The organism is Roseococcus sp. SYP-B2431, from assembly GCF_004336745.1.
Lineage (GTDB): Bacteria > Pseudomonadota > Alphaproteobacteria > Acetobacterales > Acetobacteraceae > Roseococcus.
Map to the genome: position 1 here is coordinate 321,724 of NZ_SJXD01000026.1, position 24,186 is coordinate 345,909.

At 66.0% G+C, this 24,186-nt stretch carries 20 protein-coding genes, 1 tRNA gene and 1 pseudogene; 19 read left to right on the plus strand and 3 right to left on the minus strand.

From position 1 onward, the window contains the following. Positions 1–260: 260 nt before the first annotated feature. The 10 genes and pseudogenes from EJV46_RS15950 (at position 261) to EJV46_RS15995 (ending at position 15,686) form a co-directional block, all read left to right on the plus strand. Positions 261–767, plus strand: coding sequence for a DUF2924 domain-containing protein (locus EJV46_RS15950; RefSeq protein WP_131549678.1), 507 nt, complete (start codon positions 261–263; stop codon positions 765–767). Next, positions 764–2,116, plus strand: a complete 1,353-nt coding sequence (locus EJV46_RS15955) for a recombinase family protein (RefSeq protein WP_131549679.1) — start codon at positions 764–766, stop codon at positions 2,114–2,116. Before EJV46_RS15950 ends, EJV46_RS15955 begins: the two co-directional genes overlap by 4 nt. After that, a complete protein-coding gene (locus EJV46_RS15960) occupies positions 2,113–2,484 on the plus strand; it encodes a hypothetical protein (RefSeq protein ID WP_131549680.1) in 372 nt (123 codons plus the stop codon). Before EJV46_RS15955 ends, EJV46_RS15960 begins: the two co-directional genes overlap by 4 nt. A gap of 219 nt (positions 2,485–2,703) precedes the next feature. Next, a complete protein-coding gene (locus EJV46_RS15965; RefSeq protein ID WP_131549681.1) occupies positions 2,704–2,949 on the plus strand; it encodes a DUF4258 domain-containing protein in 246 nt (81 codons plus the stop codon). Continuing rightward, positions 2,939–4,909, plus strand: coding sequence for an N-6 DNA methylase (locus tag EJV46_RS15970; RefSeq protein ID WP_131549682.1), 1,971 nt, complete (start codon positions 2,939–2,941; stop codon positions 4,907–4,909). The genes EJV46_RS15965 and EJV46_RS15970 overlap by 11 nt, the downstream gene beginning before the upstream one ends. A gap of 17 nt (positions 4,910–4,926) precedes the next feature. Next, a pseudogene (locus EJV46_RS23310) lies at positions 4,927–7,028 on the plus strand (N-6 DNA methylase). After that, entirely contained in the window at positions 7,025–8,152 is a 1,128-nt protein-coding gene (locus EJV46_RS15980; RefSeq protein WP_131549683.1) for a restriction endonuclease subunit S, read from the plus strand. Before EJV46_RS23310 ends, EJV46_RS15980 begins: the two are co-directional and overlap by 4 nt. A 37-nt stretch (positions 8,153–8,189) precedes the next feature. Continuing rightward, a complete protein-coding gene (locus EJV46_RS15985; RefSeq protein ID WP_206020839.1) occupies positions 8,190–11,609 on the plus strand; it encodes a type I restriction endonuclease subunit R in 3,420 nt (1,139 codons plus the stop codon). Between the two features lie 49 nt (positions 11,610–11,658). Next, entirely contained in the window at positions 11,659–13,257 is a 1,599-nt protein-coding gene (locus EJV46_RS15990) for a hypothetical protein (RefSeq protein ID WP_131549685.1), read from the plus strand. Then, entirely contained in the window at positions 13,254–15,686 is a 2,433-nt protein-coding gene (locus tag EJV46_RS15995; protein WP_131549686.1) for a hypothetical protein, read from the plus strand. Before EJV46_RS15990 ends, EJV46_RS15995 begins: the two co-directional genes overlap by 4 nt. Positions 15,687–15,963: 277 nt before the next feature. Here the strand turns inward: EJV46_RS15995 and EJV46_RS16000 are convergent. Then, a tRNA-Ser gene (locus tag EJV46_RS16000) sits at positions 15,964–16,053 on the minus strand. Positions 16,054–16,271: 218 nt separating this feature from the next. On the opposite strand from EJV46_RS16000, the gene rplU reads away from it, so the two are divergent. The 8 genes from rplU to EJV46_RS23565 all read left to right on the plus strand — a co-directional run bounded on the left by rplU (position 16,272) and on the right by EJV46_RS23565 (position 22,738). Beyond that, positions 16,272–16,586 carry a 50S ribosomal protein L21 gene (rplU, locus tag EJV46_RS16005; protein ID WP_131549687.1) on the plus strand — a complete coding sequence of 105 codons (315 nt, stop codon included), beginning with the start codon at positions 16,272–16,274 and terminating at the stop codon, positions 16,584–16,586. A gap of 13 nt (positions 16,587–16,599) precedes the next feature. Further along, a complete protein-coding gene (rpmA, locus tag EJV46_RS16010; RefSeq protein WP_131549688.1) occupies positions 16,600–16,869 on the plus strand; it encodes a 50S ribosomal protein L27 in 270 nt (89 codons plus the stop codon). Between the two features lie 86 nt (positions 16,870–16,955). After that, on the plus strand, positions 16,956–17,948 hold the full coding sequence (gene obgE / locus EJV46_RS16015) for a GTPase ObgE (RefSeq protein WP_131549689.1): 993 nt from the start codon (positions 16,956–16,958) through the stop codon (positions 17,946–17,948). An 81-nt stretch (positions 17,949–18,029) separates the two neighbouring features. After that, complete coding sequence (locus EJV46_RS16020; protein ID WP_131549690.1) at positions 18,030–18,683, plus strand: polysaccharide deacetylase family protein; 654 nt, start codon at positions 18,030–18,032, stop codon at positions 18,681–18,683. After that, the gene (locus tag EJV46_RS16025) at positions 18,680–19,648 is read left to right on the plus strand and encodes a tripartite tricarboxylate transporter substrate binding protein (protein ID WP_131549691.1); all 969 of its coding nucleotides are present in this window, start codon (positions 18,680–18,682) and stop codon (positions 19,646–19,648) included. The genes EJV46_RS16020 and EJV46_RS16025 overlap by 4 nt, the downstream gene beginning before the upstream one ends. A gap of 401 nt (positions 19,649–20,049) precedes the next feature. Next, complete coding sequence (locus EJV46_RS16030; protein WP_131549692.1) at positions 20,050–21,420, plus strand: site-specific integrase; 1,371 nt, start codon at positions 20,050–20,052, stop codon at positions 21,418–21,420. Positions 21,421–22,097: 677 nt separating this feature from the next. Beyond that, entirely contained in the window at positions 22,098–22,397 is a 300-nt protein-coding gene (locus tag EJV46_RS23545; protein WP_370323094.1) for a DUF2335 domain-containing protein, read from the plus strand. Positions 22,398–22,501: 104 nt separating this feature from the next. Further along, the gene (locus EJV46_RS23565) at positions 22,502–22,738 is read left to right on the plus strand and encodes a DUF6894 family protein (RefSeq protein WP_408893678.1); all 237 of its coding nucleotides are present in this window, start codon (positions 22,502–22,504) and stop codon (positions 22,736–22,738) included. A gap of 46 nt (positions 22,739–22,784) precedes the next feature. On the opposite strand, the gene EJV46_RS16045 is transcribed toward EJV46_RS23565, so the two are convergent. Both EJV46_RS16045 and EJV46_RS16050 read right to left on the minus strand, forming a co-directional pair. Then, positions 22,785–23,099 carry a DUF6894 family protein gene (locus EJV46_RS16045; RefSeq protein ID WP_131549695.1) on the minus strand — a complete coding sequence of 105 codons (315 nt, stop codon included), beginning with the start codon at positions 23,097–23,099 and terminating at the stop codon, positions 22,785–22,787. A 243-nt stretch (positions 23,100–23,342) separates the two neighbouring features. Then, positions 23,343–23,624: a hypothetical protein gene (locus EJV46_RS16050; protein ID WP_131549696.1), complete on the minus strand. Its 282-nt coding sequence runs from the start codon at positions 23,622–23,624 to the stop codon at positions 23,343–23,345. Positions 23,625–23,752: 128 nt separating this feature from the next. Between EJV46_RS16050 and EJV46_RS16055 the strand changes: the two genes are divergently transcribed. Next, positions 23,753–24,085 carry a hypothetical protein gene (locus EJV46_RS16055; RefSeq protein WP_131549697.1) on the plus strand — a complete coding sequence of 111 codons (333 nt, stop codon included), beginning with the start codon at positions 23,753–23,755 and terminating at the stop codon, positions 24,083–24,085. Positions 24,086–24,186 lie beyond the last annotated feature (101 nt).

The window sequence follows — 24,186 nt, forward strand, 5'->3', positions numbered from 1 at the left end:
GATTCTGCACCCGGTGAGACGGATTCCCGCCTGCCTGGGTAAATGGTGGAGGTGGCAAGTGAACCCCTCCGCCCTGCGGCCAATCCCCACCTCCCACCGCACCTCCGCGAGGTCTGCAGCATCCTCGCCGCCGGTCTGCTGCGGCTGCGCAGCCGCGCTGCCGCGGAAGCTGCGCGGGAGGCTGCTGACCGGGGAGAACGTGGCCTACACTTCCCGGCGCCCCAGCGCCTGCATGCGAACCGGACCAACCGGAGACCCGCATGACACGCGCCACCAAAGCCAAAGCCGGCACCCCCCCGGCGCCGACCATCCCCGCCATCCCACCGGCCGACGTACTCGGTCGGCTGGCGGCCCTGAAGACCACCGGCACGCCGGACCTGAAGCAGCAATGGCGGGAGCTCTTCGCCGCCGAGCCGCCGCCCTACAACCGGCGTTTCCTGGAAAGCCGCCTGGCCTACCGCATCCAGGAACTGGCCTATGGCGGCTTGAAGCCCGAGACGATCCAGCGCCTCGAGGCCCTGGGAGAACAGCTCGACGGGGGCAATCCCGTCCTTCGGCGCATCCGCGGCGACGACAAGCCGATCACCGGCACGCGGCTGATCCGCGAGTACCAGGGCGTCGAGCACAGCGTCACCGTGCTGCACGACGGGTACGAGTATCAGGGTCGTCCGTACCAGTCGCTCTCCTCCATCGCGCGGGCCATCACCGGCACGCGCTGGAATGGCTGGCTGTTCTTTGGCCTGAAGAACCGGAGGGGCACGGCATGAAGCGCAAAGCCGCCGCCGACGCCGCCATGCCGGCCACCGTCAGGAAGATCCGGGCCGCGGTGTACACGCGGAAGTCGAGCGAGGAAGGGCTCGACATGGAGTTCAATTCGCTCGACGCGCAGCGCGAGGCCTGCGAGGCCTACATCACCAGCCAGCGGTCGGAGGGCTGGGTGCTGGTCCGCGACCGCTACGACGATGGCGGCGTCTCCGGCGGGACACTGGAGCGGCCGGCGCTGCGCCGTCTGCTGGCGGACATCGAGCGCGGACTGATCGATGTGGTGGTGGTCTACAAGATCGACCGGCTGTCGCGCGCGCTGATGGATTTCGCCAAGCTGGTCGAGGTGTTCGACGCGAACAGCGTGACCTTCGTCTCCGTGACGCAGTCCTTCAACACGACGACCAGCATGGGGCGGCTGACGCTGAACATCTTACTCAGCTTCGCCCAGTTCGAACGTGAGGTCATTGGCGAGCGCATCCGCGACAAGGTGGCGGCGTCACGGGCGCGCGGGATCTGGATGGGCGGCTTCGTGCCGCTCGGCTACGACGCGCGAGATCGCAAGCTGCTGGTGAACGAGGTGGAAGCGGCCCTGGTGCGGCGCATTTTCGATGGCTTCGTCCAGACGGAATCCGGCACGAAGCTGGTACAGGCCCTTCGCGCCGAGGGCGCTACGACGAAACGCGGCCGCGCTTTCACCAAGAGCGACATCTATCGGGTGCTGAGCAATCGCACCTATCTCGGCGAGGCCATGCACAAGGGGAAGTCGCACCCGGGCGAGCATGCTGCCATCGTGCCGCAGGCGATGTGGGATGCGGCGCACGCCCTGCTGGCGATCAGCCCGAAGACTCGCGCCAATCGCACCCGCTGCCAAACGCCTTCGCTGCTGCGCGGGCTGATTTTCGGCAGCGATGGGCGCGCGATGTCGCCCACCCACGCGCGGGGGCGCCGCGGCCAGCAGTACCGCTACTATGTCAGCCAGTCAGTGCTGAAGGGCAGCGCCGCAGACGGCCCGGCCATCGCGCGCATCTCCGCCGCAGAGATTGAGGGCGCGGTCATTGCCCAGGTCCGTGGGCTGCTGCGTCAGCCGGAGGTGGTGCTTGGCGCCTGGCGCGCCGCACGGGCCTCGGCGTCGGATATGACCGAGGACGAGGCGCGGCTGGCACTGGAGCGGCTCGACCCACTGTGGGAGGAGCTCTTCCCCGCCGAGCAGGCGCGGATCATCCGCCTCCTGGTCGACCGGGTAGACATCGGCGTGGGCGGCGCTGACGTGCGGCTGAAGCTCGAAGGGCTGGCCAGCCTGGCGCGGGACCTGGCGGCGCCGCCGGCCGAAGCGGCGAGGGCGGCAGCGTGACGGGCGCCGGACAGATGCTGACCGTGCGGGTGCCGCTGGCGGTTCGAAAGCAGCGGGGTGGCCGCAAGCTGATGATCGCGCCTGCCAGCAGCACGAACCGGGGCCCCTTGGCGGCGGACACCACGCTGGTGAAGGCGCTGGCCCGGGCGTTCCGGTGGCGGCGGATGATGGAGGTGGGTCGCTACGGCACGATCAACGAGCTGGCGGCGGCGGAGAATATCAACTCGTCCTATGTCTCGCGCCTGCTGCGCCTGACGCTGCTGGCGCCGGACATCGTCGAGTCCATCCTGGACGGGCGGCAGCCGGATGGGATGACGCTGCCTGGGCTGATGGAGCCATTCCCGGTGGAGTGGGCGAGCCAACGATGAAACATCGAAGGAAAACAACAGCCTAGAGAAGCCGCCACGGGGTCGATATCGTTGCCGAAGGGAGGAAACGCATCACGAACAAGCGCCCCATGCAGGCAAGCCGAAGAAAATATCGCGAACCACAAAAAGGAAGGATTGATTTTTCGATCCTGCCGTCCTAGATAATCTCTATCAGGACGGGGGCTGGGCATGGCTAGGACACGACACATCGGGCGGCGAATGTCCCAGCGCGGGATCAAGCAGGCGCTCGTCGACCTCACCCTTCAATTTGGAGAGGATACGCAGGACAAATGCGTCCTCGGGCGGCGGGGACTCATGCAGCTCATCGATGAGCTCCGCGATCTGCAGCGCACTGCCATGCAGGCGCTCGATAAGGGGGGCGTCATCGTGGTGCAGGCGGACGGCGCCCTGATCACCGCATACGACGTCGACTCCTTTGACCGCGGCCGCATCCATGCACGCTGATCACCAGCTCACCTCGCCGTCGGCGCAGATGGAGCTGATCCGGACCTTCCAGCACGAGCTGCAGCGCGCCGCAGCCGAGAGTGGTCAGGATCCCGCGTCACTTGTTCTGACCGTGGCGCAGATGCGCGTCGCGGCGCGCCTGCTGCCTGTGTCTGGCCCGAATGGCATGGGCTTCCTCGACATGGAGAGGGAGCTGACGGCCCCCGACTGGCAAGCGATGCTGGACCGTCTGCCTGCCGCATGGCCCCAGGCCTGGCGAGCGCCGGGGGCGACATTTGCACCGGTATCCCAACCTCTTCCGCCAGGTCATCTCGAGCGACTTAGGCGCCTGGCGCTCGCCACCTATGTCAAGAAGGGGGAGGCGGCAGATGCGGTGTCGCCGATGCGCGGCTGGATTCGGCGCGCCCTCCTGGCCGCCAGTGGCGACCGGGCCCTGTCCGCCACCATTGCCAGCTTTGAGCTTTGCCAGCTCATCGCAACGGCGATCGACCCCACCGAAGCGCAGCACATCTATTGCGCCTATGGGATGACGGCCATCGTCGCTACGCACCTCGCCGAGACCCGAGGCGTCCAGGTCACCCTGGATGTTGAGGAGGCCTGGCTCGCAGGCATCTGCGCATGCATCGCTGTCACCGATGATCTGCCGCTGATCGTCCGGGAACGCGACCCACTATCCGAGCCAGCAAACGTAGATCAGGACCTGTTCGCGGAACAGGAAAGCTACGATGCGGCGGTCGTCTTTCCCCCCTTTGGCATACGAAGCCGCGGCGAGGATTACCGAAGCCTCGGCACCAACCTCCCGCAGCCCGGCGTGGCGGAGGGACAGTATGTGGCGCTTGCCCTGGCACGCGGCCGCCGCGCGGCTGTGTGCCTTCTCCCCACTGGTTTCCTCTTTCGCACGACCAAAGCGGATCAGGCGTTCAAGGAGCAGGCCATTCGGCTCTATGGCCTGGACGCAGTCATTAGCCTGCCGAGGGATGCGTTCCCCTCGTCGTCGTTGGTCCAGGTCGCAATGCTTGTTTTCCGCCCGAAGGCCAAAGCCCATCCGTGGATGCGCCAGCAGCAGCGCGTCCTCATGGTCGACGGCCGACCAGAGCGGGACCGGGATAAGTCGCGGCAATCCACGATCGGTCGCTTTTCCACGGTCGGCGACCTCGCCGACATTCTGCAGCGCCACGCTGAGACCGATATCTCGGTGCTGGCTTCTGCCGACGAGATCGCCGGGCACGACTTCAATCTCTCCGTCGAGCGCTACGTGCTCGATTCAGAGGCCCGCCGGATGCGGGACCTTCTCGCAAATGCCGAAGCTGTGCCGCTCGAAGACGTGGCGGAGATCAGCCGTCCGCAGGCACTGCTGGTAGGCCGCGATCGCGCCGGCCGCGAAGGCCGCGAAGCAGATGTCGCGGACAGAAGCGACGGCGTTCTGCTCGAGGTGGGGGTCGGCGACATCGACGACGCCGGCGTGGTACGCACGCCGACGACGTCGGTGCCAGCCAGCGACGAGCTTCTCCAACGTACCAGGCGCGCGCGGCTTGAGCCCGGCGATGTGCTGATCGTCATCAAGGGTAGCGTCGGCAAGGTCGGCTTCGTGCGCGACATCCCCGATGGTCCCGCCTGGCTCGCCAGCCAGAGCTTCGCCATCCTGCGGCTTCGCCGGCGCGGTCCGATCACCGACCCGGCCATCCTGTTCCGCTTCCTCTCGTCCTCCATGGGCCAGGTCACGGTGCAGAGCCTCAAGGTCGGCTCGGTGATCTCCGGACTGCAGATGGCAGACCTTCGACGCCTTCCGGTCCTGGTGCCATCTGCCGAAGCGCAGGGCGCCATCGCCGCACAGATGAATGCGATCTTCGACATGCAGGAGAAGATCCAGCAGATGCGCCGCGACCTGACCGAACGGCAGCAAGCGATCTGGCCGGAGATGGACCGCGATCCCTCCGCCACCCCCCACCAGTCGCGCTGAAGAAAGAAAATTTAACAATGATTGCTGACCACTTCGACGGCATCGAGAAGTTCGAGTCCGGCCTCTGGAAGATCGCTGACAACCTGCGGGCGAACTCCAACCTCGCTTCGAACGAGTACTTCATGCCCATCATGGGCTTGATCTTCCTGCGCCATGCCACGAACCGCTTCTATGAAGCGAAGGCTGCGATCGAGGCCGACAAAGCAGCGGGCAAGATGCCCGATCGCCCGCTGGTCGAGGCCGACTTCACCCGCCGCCGCGCCTTGAATCTGCCGGAGGCCGCGTGCTTCGACGTGATCCTCAAGGCGCCGAAGGACGGCAATCTCGGCGCCGCGCTGACCTCAGCCATGGAGGCGATCGAGGCCGCCTTTCCGCCGCTCGCAGGTCAACTGCCGAAGGACTACGGCCGATTCGAGGGCAGCGTCCTCGAAGAGATGATGCGCATGTTCGACGCCGAAGGCCTGCGCAAGGCGTCGGGCGACGTGTTCGGCCGCATCTACGAATACTTCCTGGCCGAGTTCTCGAAGCAAGGCGCGCACGACGGCGGCGAGTTCTTCACCCCGCCCTCCATCGTGCAGACCATCGTCAACGTCATTGAACCTGACCACGGTATCGTCTTCGATCCGGCCTGCGGCTCGGGCGGTATGTTCGTGCAGTCGAGCCACTTCATCGAGGATGCCGGCCAGGACACGATGAAGAAGGTCACCTTCTTTGGCCACGAGAAGATGAGACCACCGCGAAGCTCGCACAGATCAACCTCGCTGTGCACGGCCTGCAGGGCACCATCAGGGCTGGCAACGAAGCCATCACCTACTACAAGGATCCGCACGAGCTAGCCGGCAAGTGCGACTTCGTCATGGCCAACCCGCCCTTCAACGTGGATGAGGTGGATGCGGAGAAGGTGAAGGGCGATAAGCGCCTGCCCTTTGGCCTGCCTGGCGTGAACAAGAACAAGAAGGTCTCGAACGCCAACTACCTCTGGCTGTCCTACTTCTACAGCTACCTGAACGAGACCGGCCGCGCCGGCGTCGTCATGTCGTCGCAAGCGTCGAGCGCAGGGCGCGATGAGGCAACCGTGCGGCAGAAGCTGGTCGAGACCGGCGCTGTGGATGTGATGATCGATATCCGCAGCAACTTCTTCTACACGCGCACCGTCCCCTGCCAGCTCTGGTTCTTCGACCGCATGAAGGAGAAAGACCCGGCCCGGCGAGAGCATGTGCTGATGCTCGACGCACGAACTGTCTTCCGCAAGGTCTCGCGCTCGGTCTGCGACTTCAGTCCGGAGCAGCAAAAAAACATCGCCGCCATCGTCTGGCTGTATCGCGGGCAGCAGAACCGCTTTCTCAAGCTGGTAGAGGGATACCTCGCGCAGGCGGTGGAGCGGGGCGCGGCGGCGACCAAGGCGCTTGAGGGGTTCGAGCAGACGCTTGGCAAACTCGCGCAAATAGTCGCCCCCTTTGCCAAGGCGAAGCGCAAGGACGATCCGCTTGCAGGGCCGTGGGACGAACTCACCAGTGCCCAGGCCATGGTTGCCGCGGACATCGACGCCTTCGCCACCGAGGCGGCGGCGCAGGCCAAGGCCTGGCCGGATTCGGGGCGCGACAATGCCGGGCTGAACACCGCCCGCACCGACCTACACGCCTTGGCCGAACGCTGCCGCGACCTCACGAAGCAGCTCGACCTGGCGGCCAAGCTGGCGGGCCGGGTGATCGATATTGCGGTGAAGGAACTTGCGGCCCGGGAGGATGCCCTGTGGCCGAATGCCGACGTCAATCGCGCGCGAAAGGCATTGGACGAGGGGCGCGCTGCGGCAGTCGAGGCGCTGCGGCTGACGCGCTACTTTGTGAAACAGGCGGATTGGTTGCAGGAGCGCTTCCCCGATGCAGTGCTGCGCGATGTTGAAGGGCTGGTGAAGTGCGTCGATCGCACTGAGATTTCTGCCAAGGACTGGAGCCTGACCCCAGGCCGCTACGTCGGCATCGCGCCGGAAGAGCGTGACGAAGATTTTGACTTCGAGGAAGCTTTGCGCGCCATCCGCATTGACCTGACAGGGCTGAATGAGGAAGCCACTGAGCTGGTCGCGCGGATAGTGAAGAATCTTGAGGAGCTGGCGGCGTGACTTGGCGAGATTGCACTTTGGGGGAGGTTGTTCGCTTTCAGCGTGGTCATGACCTCCCTGACCAGAATCGGAAGCCCGGAGATGTTCCAGTGATTGGTTCAGCGGGCCAAAATGGGTGGCATAACGAAGCCCTCGCGAAGGGACCGGGCGTTTCCATCGGTCGCAGCGGCGCATCAATCGGAAAAGTTACATACACCCCTGTTGACTACTGGCCTCATAATGCCTGCTTGTACGTAACCGATTTTCTTGGAAACAATCCCCGATTTATTTATTATTTTCTTAGAACAAAAGACTTTTCATCGCTGAATTCCGGCGCCGCACAGCCATCACTCAACCGCAATTTCGTTCACGCGCTGACTGTCAAGGTGCCCGGTCCGAGCGAGCAGGCCGAGATTGCCGAAAGGCTCGCCGCCTACGACGATCTTGTGGAGAACAACCGTCGGCGAATTGCGCTGCTGGAGGAGGCGGCGCGGATGCTCTACCGCGAGTGGTTCATCGATTTCCGCTTTCCCGGCCACGAACACGTCAAGATTGTGGATGATATCCCTGAGGGGTGGGCGCGGCTACCGCTCGGTAATGTCGCCGTGACCAACGCTGAGAGCTACGCCGCGAAAGGGCTTCCTAACGAGATCGCCTACATCGACATCGGATCCGTCACCCAGGGCAGAATTGCTCAAAAGGCGTATGTCCCGTCGGCAGAGGCCCCCGGACGGGCACGGCGAAAGGCGTCAGACGGTGACGTCATCTGGTCCAATGTACGCCCCAACCTTCGTGCCTATGCCCTTGTTCTCGACCCTGAGGAGACCGACGTTTTCTCCACTGGATTTACGGTTCTTTCGCCGCGCGCGGTACCATTCTCATGGCTTTACTTGTTCGTAACGACAGACAACTTCGTGGCGCATTTGGTTAACCATGCTACTGGCGCTGGTTACCCGGCTGTCCGGCCAGACGACTTTGAGCGGGCGATCGCCGTGGTTCCGCCGCCTCGGCTACTTGCCCTCTTTCATGAAGCGACTGAGGCCAATTTCCGTTTGATCTCGAAACTGAATGTGCAGTGTGAGAAGCTTGCCCAGGCACGAGACCTCCTGCTCCCCCGGCTCATGAACGGTGAGATCGCAGTATGACATATGACATTCGCCGCAGAGGCCCGATGATATGGCGATGACGCCGATCAACGGCGAAGACCGTCTGGTGCAGGAGACCTTCGGGAAGCACCTGGAGACCGTCCTCGGCTGGGACAGCGTTTATGCCTGGAACGAGGAGACCTTCGGGCCAACCGGCACGCTGGGCCGCAACAGCACGCAGGAGGCGGTCCTAACGCGTGATTTGCGGGCGGCGCTGGAGCGTCTGAACCCCGACCTCCCGCCCGCCGCGATCGATGATGCCATGCGGGCGCTGACCGTCCACGACTTCAGCCGTTCGATGGTTCAGCACAACCAGGACTTCACGCGGCTGATCCGCAATGGCGTGCCCGTCCGCTACCGTGATGCCGCGGGCCATACGCGGGATGGGCGCGTCCGTGTCATCGACTTCGACAATGCGCCCGGCAGCAACCGCTTCCTGGCGGTGCGTGAGTTGAAGCTACAGGGCCTGCGCACGCCGAACTACAACCGCCGCGCCGATCTTGTCTGCTTCATCAATGGCCTGCCCGTCGTCTTCATCGAGCTGAAGGCGGTTTACAAAAACATCCGCGCCGGCTTCGACGGCAATCTGCGCGACTACATGGATGAGAACGTGGTCGCCCATGCCTTCCATCACAACGCCTTCCTGATCGTCAGCAATGGCGACCGCGCTCGCTATGGATCGATCACCAGCGGCTGGGACCACTTCGCCGAATGGAAGCGGGGCGAGGAGGACGAGAAGGGCAGTGTTGAGGCCGAGGTCCTGCTGAACGGCATGCTGGCGCATGACCGGCTGCTGGACCTGATCGAGAATTTCATCCTCTTCGACGAGAGCAAGGCCGGTGCGACCCGCAAGGTGGTGGCGCGCAATCACCAGGTGCTCGGCGTCAACCTCGCCGTTGCCTCCGTTCGTCACCAGGAGGCGCTGAAGCGCGAATTCCCCCCCGAGAGGCGCCTGCGGCATCGCGTCATCGAACTACCTCTGGAACGCCGGGCCGTCGCCGATCGGCAGCGCCTGGCGGAGGCTGAGCAGGCCGGCACTCCCGCATTGCCCTCCTTCATCCCCGAGGGCCCGGTGCAGATCATCGAACGCGCGCACCCTGACCTCGGCCGGCTCGGCGTGTTCTGGCACACGCAGGGCAGCGGAAAGTCGTATTCGATGGCCTTCTTTGCGGAGAAGGTGCGCCGGAAGGTGCCCGGCAACTTCACCTTCCTGCTCATGACCGACCGCAACGACCTCGACAGCCAGATCTACAAGACCTTCGTCGGCTGCGATGTGGCGAACAGCAAGACACCCCGCGCAGCATCGGGCACCGACCTGGAACGGCTGCTGAAGGAGAACCACCGCTACATCTTCAGCCTGATTCACAAGTTTAATCAGGATGTGAAGCCGGGCGAGCCGTACAGCGAACGCGACGACATCATCGTCATCTCGGATGAGGCCCACCGAACGCAGGCTGGCAGGCTCGCTCGCAACATGCGCCTCGCCTTGCCCAACGCAGCCTTCATCGGCTTCACCGGCACGCCCCTGTTCAGGCAGGATGAGATCACCCGCCGCATCTTCGGGGATTACGTCTCTCGCTACGACTTCAAGCGGTCGGAGGAAGACGGCGCTACCGTCAAGCTCATCTACGAGAACCGGGGTGAGAAGCTGGGTGTCGCCCATCTCGACCTGAACGACCGCATCGCGGCCAAGATCGAGGAGGCCGAGCTCGATCCCGACCAGGGCGCCCTGCTCGATAAGCTTCTCGGGAAGGACTACGAGGTCATCACCGCCTGTGCACGGCTGGACAAGATCGCGGACGATTTTGTCGAGCACTGCGCCGCGCGTTGGGAAGCCGGCAAGGCACTGTTCGTCTGCATCGACAAGATCACCTGCGGCCGTATGCACCAACGGATCATGCCGCGATGGAAGGCCAAGGCAGCAGCGGTTCGCGCGGCGAGTGCAGCAAAGGCGGCAGAGGCCGCAGCAGCCGCCGATGAAGCGGCTCGGACTGCCCTGCGCGCCCAGGCCACTGCGCTGCAGAAGCAGGCCGACTGGCTCGACGAGACGGTCGTCGAGATCATCATCAGCGAGGCGCAGAACGAGGTTGGTGACTTCGCGAAGTGGGGCTTCGACATCATCCCGCATCGTGCCCTGATGAAGAAGGGCTTCGAGACGGCCGGTGGCGAGCGCGTCGATGTCGAGACCGCGTTCAAGACGCCGCAGCACCCCTTCCGCGTCGCCATCGTGTGCGCAATGTGGCTGACCGGTTTCGACGTGGAATGCCTCTCGACGCTCTACATCGATAAGCCGATGAAAGCCCATACGCTCATGCAGGCGATCGCGCGCGCGAACCGCGTGTATCCTGGCAAGGATTGCGGGCTGATCGTCGACTACAACGGCATGCTGGCCAGCCTGCGCGCGGCGTTGGCGCAGTACGCCCTGGGTGACGACGGCACAGGCGGAGAGGAGATCGTCACCCCGATTGAAGAACGCGTTCAGGCCCTGTTGGAAGCCATCGAGGCCACCGAGGCTCATCTCAGGGGGCTTGCCTTCGACCCTGCGACGCTGATCGGCGCGAAGGGGTTCGCTCGTATCAAGGGCTTCGCTGACGCGGTGAATGCCGTCTACTCCAGCGACGAAGCCAAGCAGCGGTTCGAGATCCTCGCCCGCCAGGTCTTCATCCGGTTCAAGGCCCTGGTCACCGAGCCGACCGTGTATGCTTTCGCCGAGCGCCACGACAACATCGAGGCGATCTACAAGAAGCTGACCGAGCGGCGCGATACGGCAGACGTAACCGAGCTGCTGAAGGAGTTGCACCGGATCGTCAACGAAGCGATCCGCACGCAGGCGGTGGGGGATGACCAGGCCGAGGGCCTGACCTTCGATCTGAGCCAGATTGACCTCGAGCGGCTTCGAGACGAGTTCGCCAAGAAGGTCCGGCGCAAGGCAACGGCGATCCAGGATATCCGAGACATCGTCGAGCAGAAGCTGGCGGAGCTGCTTGCGCGCAATCCCATGCGCATGGACTACCAGCGCAAATACGAGGAGATCGTCGCCGACTACAACCGCGAGAAGGATCGCACGGCGATCGAGGAGATCTTTCGCCGGCTCGTGGAGTTGGTGAACAGCCTCGACGAGGAGCAGATGCGCGGTACGCGAGAGGGCCTTCGGGAGGATGAACTCGCGCTATTCGATCTTCTTCAGAAGGACGGTCTCGATAAGGCCGCGCGGGAGCGGGTGAAGCAAGCAAGCCGGGAGCTGCTCGTAGCCATCAAGGCGCGGCTCGGCGAGCTCGACCGGTTCTGGGAGAAGGAGCAGACGAAGGCCGAAGTTGAAGTGTTCATCCTCGACGACGTGTTTGCCAAGCTCCCGACTCCGCCCTTCACCGCGGAGGAAAAGAGATTGGTTGCGAGCAACGTGTACGCCCACGTCTGGCAGCAGGCGATGAGCGGGCACTATGCGAGGGCGGCATAGCGATGTTGTCCGACGACCCGCACTCGGCGCTGATGGAGGCGACCTGACGATGTCAGCGACGCCGGCCCAGTTTGTTGCCATTCCTGAGTGGACGGAGCTTCGGCAGAAGAGTGGACTCGATCCGCTCGGCATGCAGGCCGCATCCGTCAATCTCTATCAGCGGCTCGTCCCCGGCATCAGCAATGTTACCCTCCGGATCAGGTATTACGGACTCTATGCTTGGCTCTGCCGAACTTATGCCGAGCGGATCCGCGACACGAATCCAGAGAGCTGGAAGCGAACGGTTCGGCGGGCGGAGGCGCTGCTAGCCCTCGTCGCGGCGAATGCCTCTGACGGAGAGGGCAGCGGTGGTGTGGCGGGTGTGCTCTGGGCCGGCCGCCGTCTCGGCGAGCACGGCGCGGGCCTAATCGACTTCAGGGCAGACACCGATCCAGGGGGCGCCGGCACGCCTTATCTCAAGCAGGCGTGGGGCGCCTACGGCGCAGCCTACGCCAGCCAGCTCTACGAGGCAGGCGTCTTTGGAGAAGCCGATCAGCACGAGATTCCAGTACCGACGCCGGGCCTCGGCGACGCTCTGGCGGACGGTTTCGCCGAGGCGATTGGTCCCTTGGCCAGCGTCTTTTTTGGGCTCGCCCAGGAGGGGCGTGTCACCACGCCGGATCTCACGTCGCTGACGCCAGTTCTCCCGTCGGGCATCGGGCACAACGGCGCGGAAAGGGATGCATACCAGCGGCTCCTCTTCGCCGCATTCGAGGATCCAACGCCGAATGACATCGCGCGCCGGCACTCTCTACAGCTTGCGCTCCACCTCACCGGGGTGATTGACGGAGAAGCGAGCGCGGATGTCCTGCGCTGGGCGTGTTTCGCCGGGGCTGCGCCAAGCGGACAGCCCATCCATCTTGGCGACAAACTGGAGGCGCATCGGCAGCGCTGGTGGGCCTACCAGGCTGGCGACCTCGGCCGCATCGCCTGCGAGGCTCTGCTTAAGTGGGTTCTCGATACGGTCGAGACGCATACGACGGGAGTCCAGCCTTCTCGCGCGATCGCTGAGGCCGTGGATTCGCTCGACGCGGTTGGGGCGGGATGGCCAGGCACCTGGCGACAGCTGGTCGCGGCGCTGCCGACGGCCGCCAACCCACTGTCGCACCTGGAGCGGACGTCGGAGCGCGCCCTCTCGGAGGTCGTCTTGGATGCAGGGAGGGGCGAGGAGCGAGCGGAGCTCGCCAGCGGGCGGGCCGCGATCGAGTTGCTGGCCGTGCTGCACCGGCGCTGCTCGCCGAGCCGCGCTCTCCTGGCATCGGAGCTTGGCGGTGAGGGGATCGATTCCTCGGCCTTCCGGTCTCTCGCGTCGGAGCTCGCATTCCTGGATGCGCACCAGGATGAGCCCCTTGGGCAGACACTGATCCGGCTCTTACGGGACCGGGTCCTCGATCGACACCTATGGGTCGCCATGCAGAAATTGCGGCATCAAGGCGACTATACCTTCCTGGTCGAGGCCGACGACGGGAAGATCCGCGTGCGAGCGAAGGACGGGCCGGTGCTGACGAATCCTAGGCTCGGCAACGCCCTGACGTTCCTTCGAGACATCCACCTCCTTGGTCCTTCCGGGCTGAGCAATCTCGGGCGCGAGCTCGCCGAAACGACATGAGGCTATACGAGCGCCTTGGCGACACCGGATACCACACGACGATCATCAGCAGCTTCGGCGTTGACTTCCAGGCGTTCGAGACGATCGCACTGAGCCGGCTACGCGGCGCCGGCTGCCGAAACGTCCTGCTGATCGCCGATTCGGCAATGGTCGGGCTGGCGCTCGACAGTGGTGCGCCTCCACCCCGTTCGGCCGGCACGCACTACTTGGTGGTGAAGGCGGTGGCGAACGGCGGCGTTTTCCACCCCAAGATCTTCCTCCAACTGGGCCGGAAGGGCGGTCGGATGATCGTTGCCTCGGCGAACGCGACGGGGGCGGGGCTAGCCGGCAACTTGGAGCTCGCGAGTCTGGTCGAGTGCGGATTGGACGACAGCGGAGAGCAACGCCTCGTCGCGTCGGGTTGGGCGTTTCTGAGCCGCTTCCTCGACGAGCGGCAGCAGGCGGTGGCTGATAAGTTGGAATGGGCTCGGGCCCGGACACCCTGGCTTCTGCGAGCACGTCCGGCGGAAGGGCTCGAGACGCTCGCGGACGGCACACAGGCTGCGTTCATCGCTTCCGGCGCGGCCGAGGGGGTCGGTGCGCGTTTCCTCAGAATGGTAGGCGGTAGGTCCGCAGACCGACTGATCGTGATTTCGCCTTATTGGGATGAGGGGCTTGCGGCGCTCAGGCAGCTCCAAAATCGCCTCGACGCGACGGAAACGGCAGCGCTGATCGACACCGCCCAGGGTCTCTTTCCGACAGCCGCGCTGCGGAACGGGCGCGCGGTCCGGCTGGGCGAGCTCGCGCACTTTGATGAACGACGTTTCCCGAAGCGCAACTCCCGGTTCGTCCACGCGAAACTGATCGTTGCGACCACCGGCGACACCGATCACGTGCTGGTCGGGAGCGCGAACTGCACTCTGGCCGCTCTGGGGCGCGGAGACGCCCCCGGCATTAACGAGGAAGCATGCCTCTATCGGCAGGTCCCCGCCGGCCGGGTCTTGAACGAGCTGGGCCTCGGCCTGATCGCAGATGGCGAGAACACTGTAGATCCTGCCGACGTCCCCGCCTTCGACCCGGGGGAGACCCTACCGCTTGACGATGCGCGAGCAAGCGATCCAGGGACCTTCGAGGCCGTCTTCGATCGGCTGCGCTGGTGGCCGTCTTCGCCCAAGCTTGGGGTCGACGTCGCGCACGGATCGGCCCGGATCGAGCTTGTGGGCGATGACGGCGCTGTTTTCGACGTGCCGTTCGAAGCTGCAGCAGGGGCGGACACGGCGACGCTCGCATTCTCCATCCCCACCGGTGTGGCGCGTCCGAGAGTCGCCCGCATCCGCTTCCAGGATGGCCGGCGTTCCGGGGCGGCGGTGGTCTCCTGCGTGGGTGAACTGCGGTCAGAGACGCGCGAGCCAATGGGCTCCCGAGGCGAAAGGGCAGCAGCGGCGCTCGATGACGCGCAGGAAGAGGGCCTCTGGCTGCTCGAGATCCTGGACGATCTCGATGCGGCTGACCGCGGTGCCCAGTCGCCGCCGGACTCCATGGCGCCGCGAAGGCTTAGGGTCTTGGATCAAGGGACGGGGCAGGCGCAGATGCTGGACTACGCCGCCTTCCTGGCCGGACGACGGCGGCGGGTCGAGCCGGGCGAGCGGGAGCGGAATAGCCTTGCGGGCAGCGCCTCCTCCCTGGTGCGCGCGTTTCTGAACCGTGCGCTCGGGGTGGCGCTGGCCGGCGCCGAGGCTGAAAGTGGCCTGGACGATGATAGGGAGATCCTGCGGGCGCTCGACACCGGTGACGAGGTTGCCGACGGCGCCTCCGCAATTGAGGCTGGGCTCGAGGCCGGGCAGGCGGTGGGGCCGCGCGCAAAGACCCCGCATCCGGCTCTGCGCCGACTGGCCGACGCACGGGCCTTCGGCGATGCCGTGACCGCCTTCGGCAAGCGCATGGCTGATGCGAAGGAGATCGGCTCAAAGGACATCCTCCGGCTTCGTGCCCTCCTGACGGCGATCGCGATTGCTGGCTTCGGTGAGGCGACGCGGAAACCGACTACGGTTCAAGTGCTACCCACGTCGGCAAATGGCTCCGCGGAGACGTGGCCGCGGCTCATCGGGCGCACACTGAATACCTTCTTCGGCGGACGTGACCCTGCGGTGCGGCGGCTGGAGCTCGAGGCGTTCCACGACCGGTTGCCGACCGACCTATTGGAAACCTGGGCGACGTGCGTATGGGCCGGCGAGATGGCCTTGGCGGCGTCGCGTCGTGCGCCGCCACTGGCATCACTTGCGCCCATTCTGCAGCGCCTCGTCGAGCAGATGAACCTGTGGGTCGCGCTGACTCCCGATGAGCGTTCTTCGAGTGAATTCGTTGCTGTCCTCGAGGCCCTGGACGACCGGTTCCAAGCGCGTCTGGGTTTCAGCCAGTCAAACTTGGCTCCCATTGCAGTCGCAACCTGATCCGTACCGAAGTGTTCGCTCTCGAAGTACGGAATTCGGGCAAGTGGGGTTCGAACCGGCGCAAGTACCGACCGCGCTGAAACCGGCCTTTGGCCTAGGCTTTTGAGTTCCGTACGAAAACGGCCAAGTCAGGAGGTCCGGAGAGAATTGGCCTCCGGAGAGCGAAATTCGGGCATCCCCAGGCCGGGCCAGTCAACAGGTCTGCCCCGAAAATCCCAGGAAACCTGCCACTCAGTGCGGCGCTCGGTCAGGCGGAGAGCACGGCTCGTATGGGAACTGGCGGACAGGGTGGGATTCGAACCCACGGTAGGCTTGCACCTACTCCGGTTTTCGAGACCGGCGCGATCGACCACTCCGCCACCTGTCCTGGCCGGCGCGCCGTATAGGCCGAGGTCGCTTCTTGTGCAACGGGGGCGGCAAGACGACTTGACTCAAACCCGCCCTCCCCCCTAAACGGCCCCTCCCGGGCGGCGCATGCGTGTCGCCCGAGGTCGTTCTTGGGGGGCCCTCCTCCCCGCAGGCGGCCGAAATCTTTCAAGTTTCACGGGCAGTTCGCTCTCGCGGGCCGCCTCAAGGACGCGTGTGATGACCTTCGCAGTGATCCGTACCGGCGGAAAACAGTACCGGGTGACGCCGAATGCGGTGCTCGTCGTCGAGAAGCTCGAGGCCGACCCCGGCTCGACCGTCACCTTCCATGAGGTGCTGGCCCTGGGCGGCGAGGCCGGGCTGCAGCTCGGCGCGCCGACCGTGCCGGGCGCGTCCGTCACCGCGACGGTGATCGACCAGAACCGCGGCGACAAGGTGCTGATCCTCAAGAAGCGCCGCCGCAAGAACAGCCGCCGCAAGCGTGGCCACAAGCAGATGCAGACCGTTCTGCGCATCGCCACCATCGCGGCGTAAGGAGCACTCTCAGATGGCACATAAAAAGGCAGGCGGCTCCTCGCGCAACGGGCGTGACTCCCCCGGCCAGCGGCTTGGCGTGAAGAAGTTCGGCGGCGAGCACGTGCTGGCCGGCAACATCCTCGTCAAGCAGCGCGGCACGAAGATGAAGCCGGGCCGCAATGTCGGCCTGGGCCGCGACCACACGATCTTCTCGCTGGTCGAGGGGCACGTGAAGTTCGAGCGGAAGGCCGAGGACCGCGTCCACGTCTCCGTCGAGCCCATCAAGATGGCCGCCGAGTAAGACTGCGCTTCCTCAGCAAGTGCGGCAGCGGGGGCCCCAAAGGCCCCCGTTTTGCTTGGGCCCCCGTTTTCGTTTGAAGGCCCATCATGAAATTCCTCGACGAAGCCAAGGTGTTCATCAAGTCGGGTGACGGCGGCGACGGCGTCATCGCCTTCCGGCGCGAGCGCTTCATCGAGTTCGGCGGGCCCGACGGCGGCAATGGCGGCCGCGGCGGCAACGTCTATGCGGAAGCGGTGGAGGGGCTGAACACCCTCATCGACTATCGCTACGCGCAGCATTTCAAGGCCCGCAAGGGCGGCAACGGCGCCGGCAGCGACCGCACCGGCGCCGGCGCGGACGACGTGGTGATGAAGGTCCCGGTCGGCACGCAGATCCTCGACGAGGACAAGGAAGCGCTGATCGCGGATCTCGACGCGCCGGGCAAGCGCGCCCTGCTCGCCAAAGGCGGTGACGGCGGCTTCGGCAATGCCAACTTCAAAAGCTCCACCAACCGCGCCCCCCGCCGCGCCGACAAGGGCTGGCCGGGCGAGGAGCGATGGGTCTGGCTGCGGCTGAAGCTCATCGCCGATGCCGGGCTGGTCGGGCTGCCCAATGCCGGGAAGTCCACCTTCCTCGCCGCCGCCTCGGCCGCCCGGCCGAAGATCGCCGACTACCCCTTCACAACGCTGCACCCGCAGCTCGGCGTGGTTCGGCTGAACGCCACCGAGGAATTCGTGTTGGCCGACATCCCCGGCCTGATCGAGGGCGCCAGCGAGGGCGCGGGCCTGGGCACGCGCTTCCTTGGCCATGTCGAGCGCTGCCGCGTGCTGCTGCATCTCGTGGACGGCAGCCAGGGCGACCCGGCCGGCGCCTATCGCATGATCCGCAACGAGCTCGCGGAATATGGCGGCGGGCTGGACGAGAAGCCGGAGATCGTCGTGCTGAACAAGCTCGACGCCATGACGCCGCAGGCCAAGGCCTCGCGCGTGAAGGCGCTGGAGAAGGCCTGCGGGACGAAGGTCATGCTGGCGGCGGGCGCAACCGGCCAAGGCGTGCCGGAGGTGCTGCGCGCCGTGATGGATCGCGTGCGCGCGAAGTAGCTCCGAAGGGCCCGTTCCCCCTTCTGCGCCAGGTCCTTCCCGGCTTGCGGGCCAGAGGTCGACCGGCCAGATTTGGTCGCGATGCAACCGATCTGCCTGACCTTCGACAACGGGCCGGAGCCGGAGACGACGCCCGGCGTGCTCGACGTGCTGGCGCGCCGCGGATTGGCCGCGACCTTCTTCGTCATCGGCGGGAAGTTGCGCGCGCCGGGGGCCTTCGCCCTCGCCGAGCGCGCCCGGGCCGAGGGACATCGCATCGGCAACCATACCCTGACCCACGGCGCCCCGCTCGGCGGCCGCGGCGCGGCGGACTCCGTGCACGAGATCGCCGGCGCCGATGCCCTGATGGGCGCGCTGCACGGGCCGGAGCGGCTGTTCCGCCCGAACGGCGGCGGCGGCAGACTCGGGCCGCATCTGCTGAACGCGGCGGCGCTGCGGCATCTGGAGGCGCATCGGCATACGGTCGTGCTGTGGAATGCCGTGCCCGGCGACTTCCGCGACCCGGAGGGCTGGCCGGCGACAGCCTGGGCGATGATCGACGAAGCCGAGCAGCCGGTGCTGCTGGTGCTGCACGACAAGCCGAACGGCGCCATGCGGCATCTCGACCGCTTCCTCGGCCGCCTGCTGGATGCAGGCGCCGTCTTCACCCAGGAGCCACCCGATTGCTGCGTGCCGTTGCGCCGCGGCGTCGGTCGGGGCGATATCGCCCGCTACGTGACAAGGGAAACGACATGAACCACCTCACCCGTCGCAGCCTGCTGAGCGGCATGGCGCTCCTGCCGGCGGCCGCCGCGGCGCAGCCCGCCGGCTGGCCGGACCGTCCCGTGCGGCTCATCGTGCCCTTCCCGGCCGGCACCACGACGGACACGCTCGGCCGGCTGCTGGGCAACTTCCTCTCGGCGCAGCTCGGCCAGCCGGTGGTCGTGGACAACCGTTCCGGCGCTGGCGGCAGCGTCGGCGCAGCCTCGGTGGCCCGGGCCGCGCCGGATGGGCTGAACATCCTGCTCGGCACGATCGGCACCCATGCCGTGAATCCGAACCTGGTCCGCGAGATCGGCTACGATCCCGTGCGCGACTTTGCGCCGATCTCCACCTATGTGCAGACGCCGGTCGTGCTCGGCGTGCGACCGGGGCTGGGCGTCTCCAGCGTGGCGGAGCTGGTGGCGCTCGGGAAGCGGCGCAACCTGACCTTCGCCTCGGCCGGCATCGGCACCACGGGCCACCTCTCCCAGGCCATGTTCAACCTGCGCGGCGGCGTCGACAGCACCCATGTCCCCTATCGCGACGGCGGGCGGGCGGTGACCGACCTGATCTCCGGCCAGGTGGACGCGATGTTCTACCACCCGCTCGGCTTCCTGCCGCATATCCAGGCCGGCACGCTCCGCCCGCTAGCGGTGACCGGGCGCGCGCGCAGCCTCGTCCTGCCGGAGGTGCCGGTGATGGCCGAGGCGGGGCTCGCCGACTTCGTCGTGGAGGGCTGGTGGGCGATCTACGCCCCGGCCGGCACGCCAGGGGCGATCGTCACGCGGCTGAACGCGCTGGTGAACGCGGCGCTGGCCGATCGCGAGACCGCCGAGGCGCTGCGCCGCCAGGGCGTGCAGGCGATGGGCGGGACGGCGGATGCGCTGGCGGAGCTGACGCGGAACGAGGTGACGACCTGGCGCGAGGTGATCCGCGCGGCGGGAATCACGGCGGACTGAGGGTCAGGCCGGGAGGCCGACCCTGGCCTCCCCGGGCTGGCCTCGCGGTTCGGCGCGGCGACGCTTCCCGGGTCGGCCGACGGAAAGTGCCGCATGCGGCCAAGGAATGGCCCGGCTGAGCGGAGCGATGCCGAACCCGCGCGATGGGTTGGTGGGCGGCATCGCGCCAAGCAAAATGGCGCGCCCTGGTGGATTCGAACCACCGGCCTGAAGCTTAGAAGTCGTCTGGGCCAAGCCGACGTTGCGGACCCGGAAGCGACGTAATCCGCCAAATAGCTTGCGTTCCGGCGAGTGGCCCGAATATTTTTCCGACGCGGCCCGCCATAAGGTGCCATGCGGACCCACTCGCCGGGTCCGCTAGGGGTCCGCAAAATCGCTGAGTCGGAAAAGCTTCAGGCCACATGCCCAGGTTCACAGACCGCTTCATCTCGTCGTTCGCGCCGATCCCGCCCGCGAAGGATCGGCTTGCCTTCGATACCGAATGCCGCGGCCTTGGCATCAGGGCGTCGTCGAGCGGCAACAAGACGTTCCTGGTTCAATGGACCGATGCCGCGACGGGCAGGAAGGTCCGCGAACCTCTCGGGGCGTGGGGTGCGCTGACGATCGAAAAGGCACGCGAGGCGGCGAGGATCAGGCTCGGCCGCCTGGCCGCGGGCTTCGACCCGAAAGCCGAGCGCGATGCGAAGCGGGCCGAAGATGCACGTCAGCGCGCCGACGCAGAGACGGCCAGGAAGGAAGCGGCCTTCACGCTCGAAGTGCTCATTTCTGAATGGGAGCGGCTGCACCTCGCCGCCCGCCGGGCCAGCTACGCCACTCGCGCGCCGCGGACCCTGCGCCTCGCCTTTGCGGAACATCTGGATAAGCCAGCCTCCCACCTGGCTCACGGGGATGCTCTCGCGGCGATCGATGATCGCGTTGCGGACGGGCAGCCGAACGCGGCGCGACTGATTCTGACCGCCGGCCGAGCCTGCTATGGCTGGGCCGTGAAGCGGCGTCGGCTCGCCCTCAACCCCTTCGCCGGGTTACCTCCCATCGAGGGCGCCTACGTCCAGCGAGAGCGGTTCCTGGACGATGCTGAGGTAGGTGAGGTCTGGCGGGCTGCCGGCACCCTCCCCTCGCCCCACGGACCTTTGGTGAGGTTCCTGCTGCTCACTCTGGCGCGCCGCGATGAAGCGGGTAGCATGGTTTGGGGAGAGCTCACGCCGGATCTCTCGAAATGGGCGCAGCCGGCAGCGCGAACCAAGAACGGCCGCGCGCATCTGGTCCAACTCTCTCCGCCCGCGCGGGCTATCCTACGTGACCAAATGGGCGCGAAGCCGAAGGGTGATCTTCCTCCCCTTCCCCCGGCCGATCGCTTGGTCTTCGGCATCAACGGCTCGGACGCCGTTCCACCCCAGCCGATCACGTCGCAGTCGTGGATGAAGCGCAACATGGAGAAGGCCATCGGGGCCGAACGGGCAAAGCGGGCCGAGGTGACCGGGGAGGCGCCGGAGCCGATGCCGGCGTGGGTTTTCCATGATTTCCGGCGCACGGGCGTCACGTGGCTCGCTGGCGCCGGCTTCCCGCCGCACGTCGCAGACCGGCTGCTGAACCACGTGCAGGGAACGATCCGCGGCGTTGCGGCTATCTACCAGCGCAACGAGTTCCTGGCCGAACGGAAGGCTGCTCTCGACGCCTGGGCCGAGCACGTCATGGCGTGCGCTGAGCGTCGGGGGACGCCGGTGAAGGTCGCGAGCCTCGACCGCGAGAGGAAGCGGCGGCGAGTACCGTGAGACGCGCCGCGTCGTGGCGGGGATCGGAGCCTCTAGGCTGCGAGCCGCTGGGCGGGGATGGCGTGCATCCCTCGGCGGCGGGGTATCGGAGGTGGTGGCGGGATGTGCGACCGGGGTGATCCGGCGCATTCCTCTTAGATAGAGAGCTCGGCGGGGGGGGCCTCGCATTATCACGAAGCATGCCAGGGCAACCCAAAGGACGCTTGAGGTTTCTTCGAAGATGCCATCATAGTGGTGGCACGAGGCCCGGGAGGGCCCGGGCGGCGCCTGAGGGAGCCCCCCGGGACGGGCCAGGGAGCCGATGATGCGAGTCTATCAGAAGAGGATGATCGCGTCGTTCGACGAGAACGGCGCGCTGGTTCGTCGCCGCCGCCGCGATACTTGGCTGGGGGCGTTCGCGGACGCTTTTGCCCCTTCCCGCGGTCCAGCGCCAGTTATGCCCCCGGGGGCGGCGAGTGCTCTCGGCTGGATCCGCACGGGGAACGCCATGAAAAGGTCGATGGCCAAGCGCGTAACCAAAAAGTATGACTGGTAGGGAAGCAACGCCAGCGCGACCGACTAGGGCGCCGGACCTGAATCTCCCGCCGATTGAGCCAGATCTGCTCAGGCCGAATGAAGCGGCCCCGCCGACCAAGGAGTCGGTGAGGGAAATGCGCGCCTACGCCTTCGCCGGGCCCATGCCTGATCCCCTGACGATGAGGGGGTATGACGCTGTCGTTCCCGGCTCAGCGAAAACGATTATCGACAACTTCACCGCCGATGCTCAGCACGTCCGAGACATGGAGCGCCGGTCTCTAGAGCAGGATGCTTGGGAGGGTAAGGCCTCCCGCCTGACCGCTATAGTTGTGCCTGTTTCAGGGGTCGCCTTGGCGGTTTTTGCTGGCTGGCTCCTGAATTCGCCAGGAGCCTTCGTTGGCGGTTCGGTTGCAGCTCTGGGTGGCCCCTTAATGGCCGCAATTCTGAAACGATCTGAATAGCCACCCGCCACGACGCCCGGCCGGGGAGCCCCGCGCCGGGTTTTTTTACAAAAAAAACTTACCAATGTTTGAAGTATATGCGCTCAACGGCTGTAGGGCAGCGCATGACCCGATTTTACTTCCACGTGTACGATGACGAAATCACCATGGACAGCGAGGGGGAGTCGTTCTCATCCGCTTCTCTCGCTCGGTCCCACGCGATCGAAGCGATCCGGTGCATGGCGGCCGCGAACGTCTCCGCCGGCCATCTGACGGGAAGTCATCGGATCGAGATTTCGGAAGCCGGTGTCGAAGGGGTCCAGACCGTCCGATTCGATGAGGCCATCACGATCAGGCCCTAGGTGCCTCCCGTCGCGGCGAGGCCGCCCTGCTACGCTGCTGTTCAGGCTACTCGGCCACTGCCTGCGCGGCGAGCCGGGCTGCCCGAGCGGCATCGCGGCGCGCTTGCCGCTCTTCAAGCGCCTGACGCATTTCCTCCGTGAAGGCCGGGACGATGGTGGCATGGTGATAAACGTGAGCGCCGTCCTCGTCGCGGACGGTGCACTCGATCCGCAGGTACTCGCTCGGGTCGCGCTCCCGGACACGGCAATACATCTCGTCGATGGCAAGCTTCCGGGCGGCGGCTCGGTCGTCGAGTTCGCGGCCGTGCCGGTCCTCCGTGGTGGCGCCGTTGATCGACCAGTCGAAGAAGTAGCGCGGCATCAGGGAGGCCTCTGCACCGGATGAGTCCAACGACTCGGCGCCGATCGTAGTTGCGGCCGTGATTCGCAGCGTGTCAGAATCGGCGTGCTGCGGCGGCGCTGAAGGAAGCGCTATTTTGCCTGGGGACGCCTGGGCGAATGGACCATGGCGCGGGATTGCCCGCGGAGCGATGGAGCCGGTTTCGAGTCCGGCCCGCAGTAGCGCGTGGCCCGGCACGGACCCACCGGCCGGGCCACGCCTTCATCAGGTTTGGAAACCGGCCGCGCCAGCCACTTCTAGGCCACGCGCGGTGATCCGCCATCCCGCCTTGCCAGGAAACCGATGGGAGATGCCCATCTCCACCAGTTCTTGCCGCATCAGTTCATGCATAATCCCGTGCCCGATGCCCCGCGGGAGCTCGCCGAGTACCAGGTAGCTCATTCGGTCGCCGGCCATCGTGGCGAGGGCGGCCAAGTGACGACGATCCAGCCGCACGAGTTCGAATGTCATCCCCCGCAAAGACCAGAACAGGCCGAGACGTTTCAATCTCATAGGTTACGTCGGGAGAGATCGCAGCCTCGTCGGTGCTTCCCAGTACGCGAGCCGGAGCCGTAGACCTTGCTTTCCCGCCGATGTTCCAAATATGTTCCATTCCGCAGAACGGAGTGCATCCAATGCCAGGGCAGGCAAAATCCCGCGTCCGCCCGCTCGACGCCGCGGTGCAGCGCATCGTCACCCTCGCCGGCCGGGGCGCTTTGCCGAGCCGCATGGCCCGCGAGGTCGAGATCATCATCGGCGATTGGGAGCGCGAGCTGGGCGGGGAGGTCGAGCCGGTTCAAGAGCGCGTGCAGGCGCTGCACGAGGCGTTGGTCGCCGGCGTGTCGGACGCGGAAGAGCAGGTCTCGGATGTGGACCGCAGCGATCAGGCCGCCGCGCGTCAGGCCGAGGTGACGCTGGTGGCGCTGACGAGCTGCCGGGATGCGGCGGCGCGGTGGCTGGGGGCTTAGACATGCGCCCCTTTGGTCTTGGGCTTATTCCTGCTGGGCTGGGCGGCGCAGGATAGAGCGGGAGCGAACAACCCGCTCGGCGCCCAAGGCCGGCGCTCGGA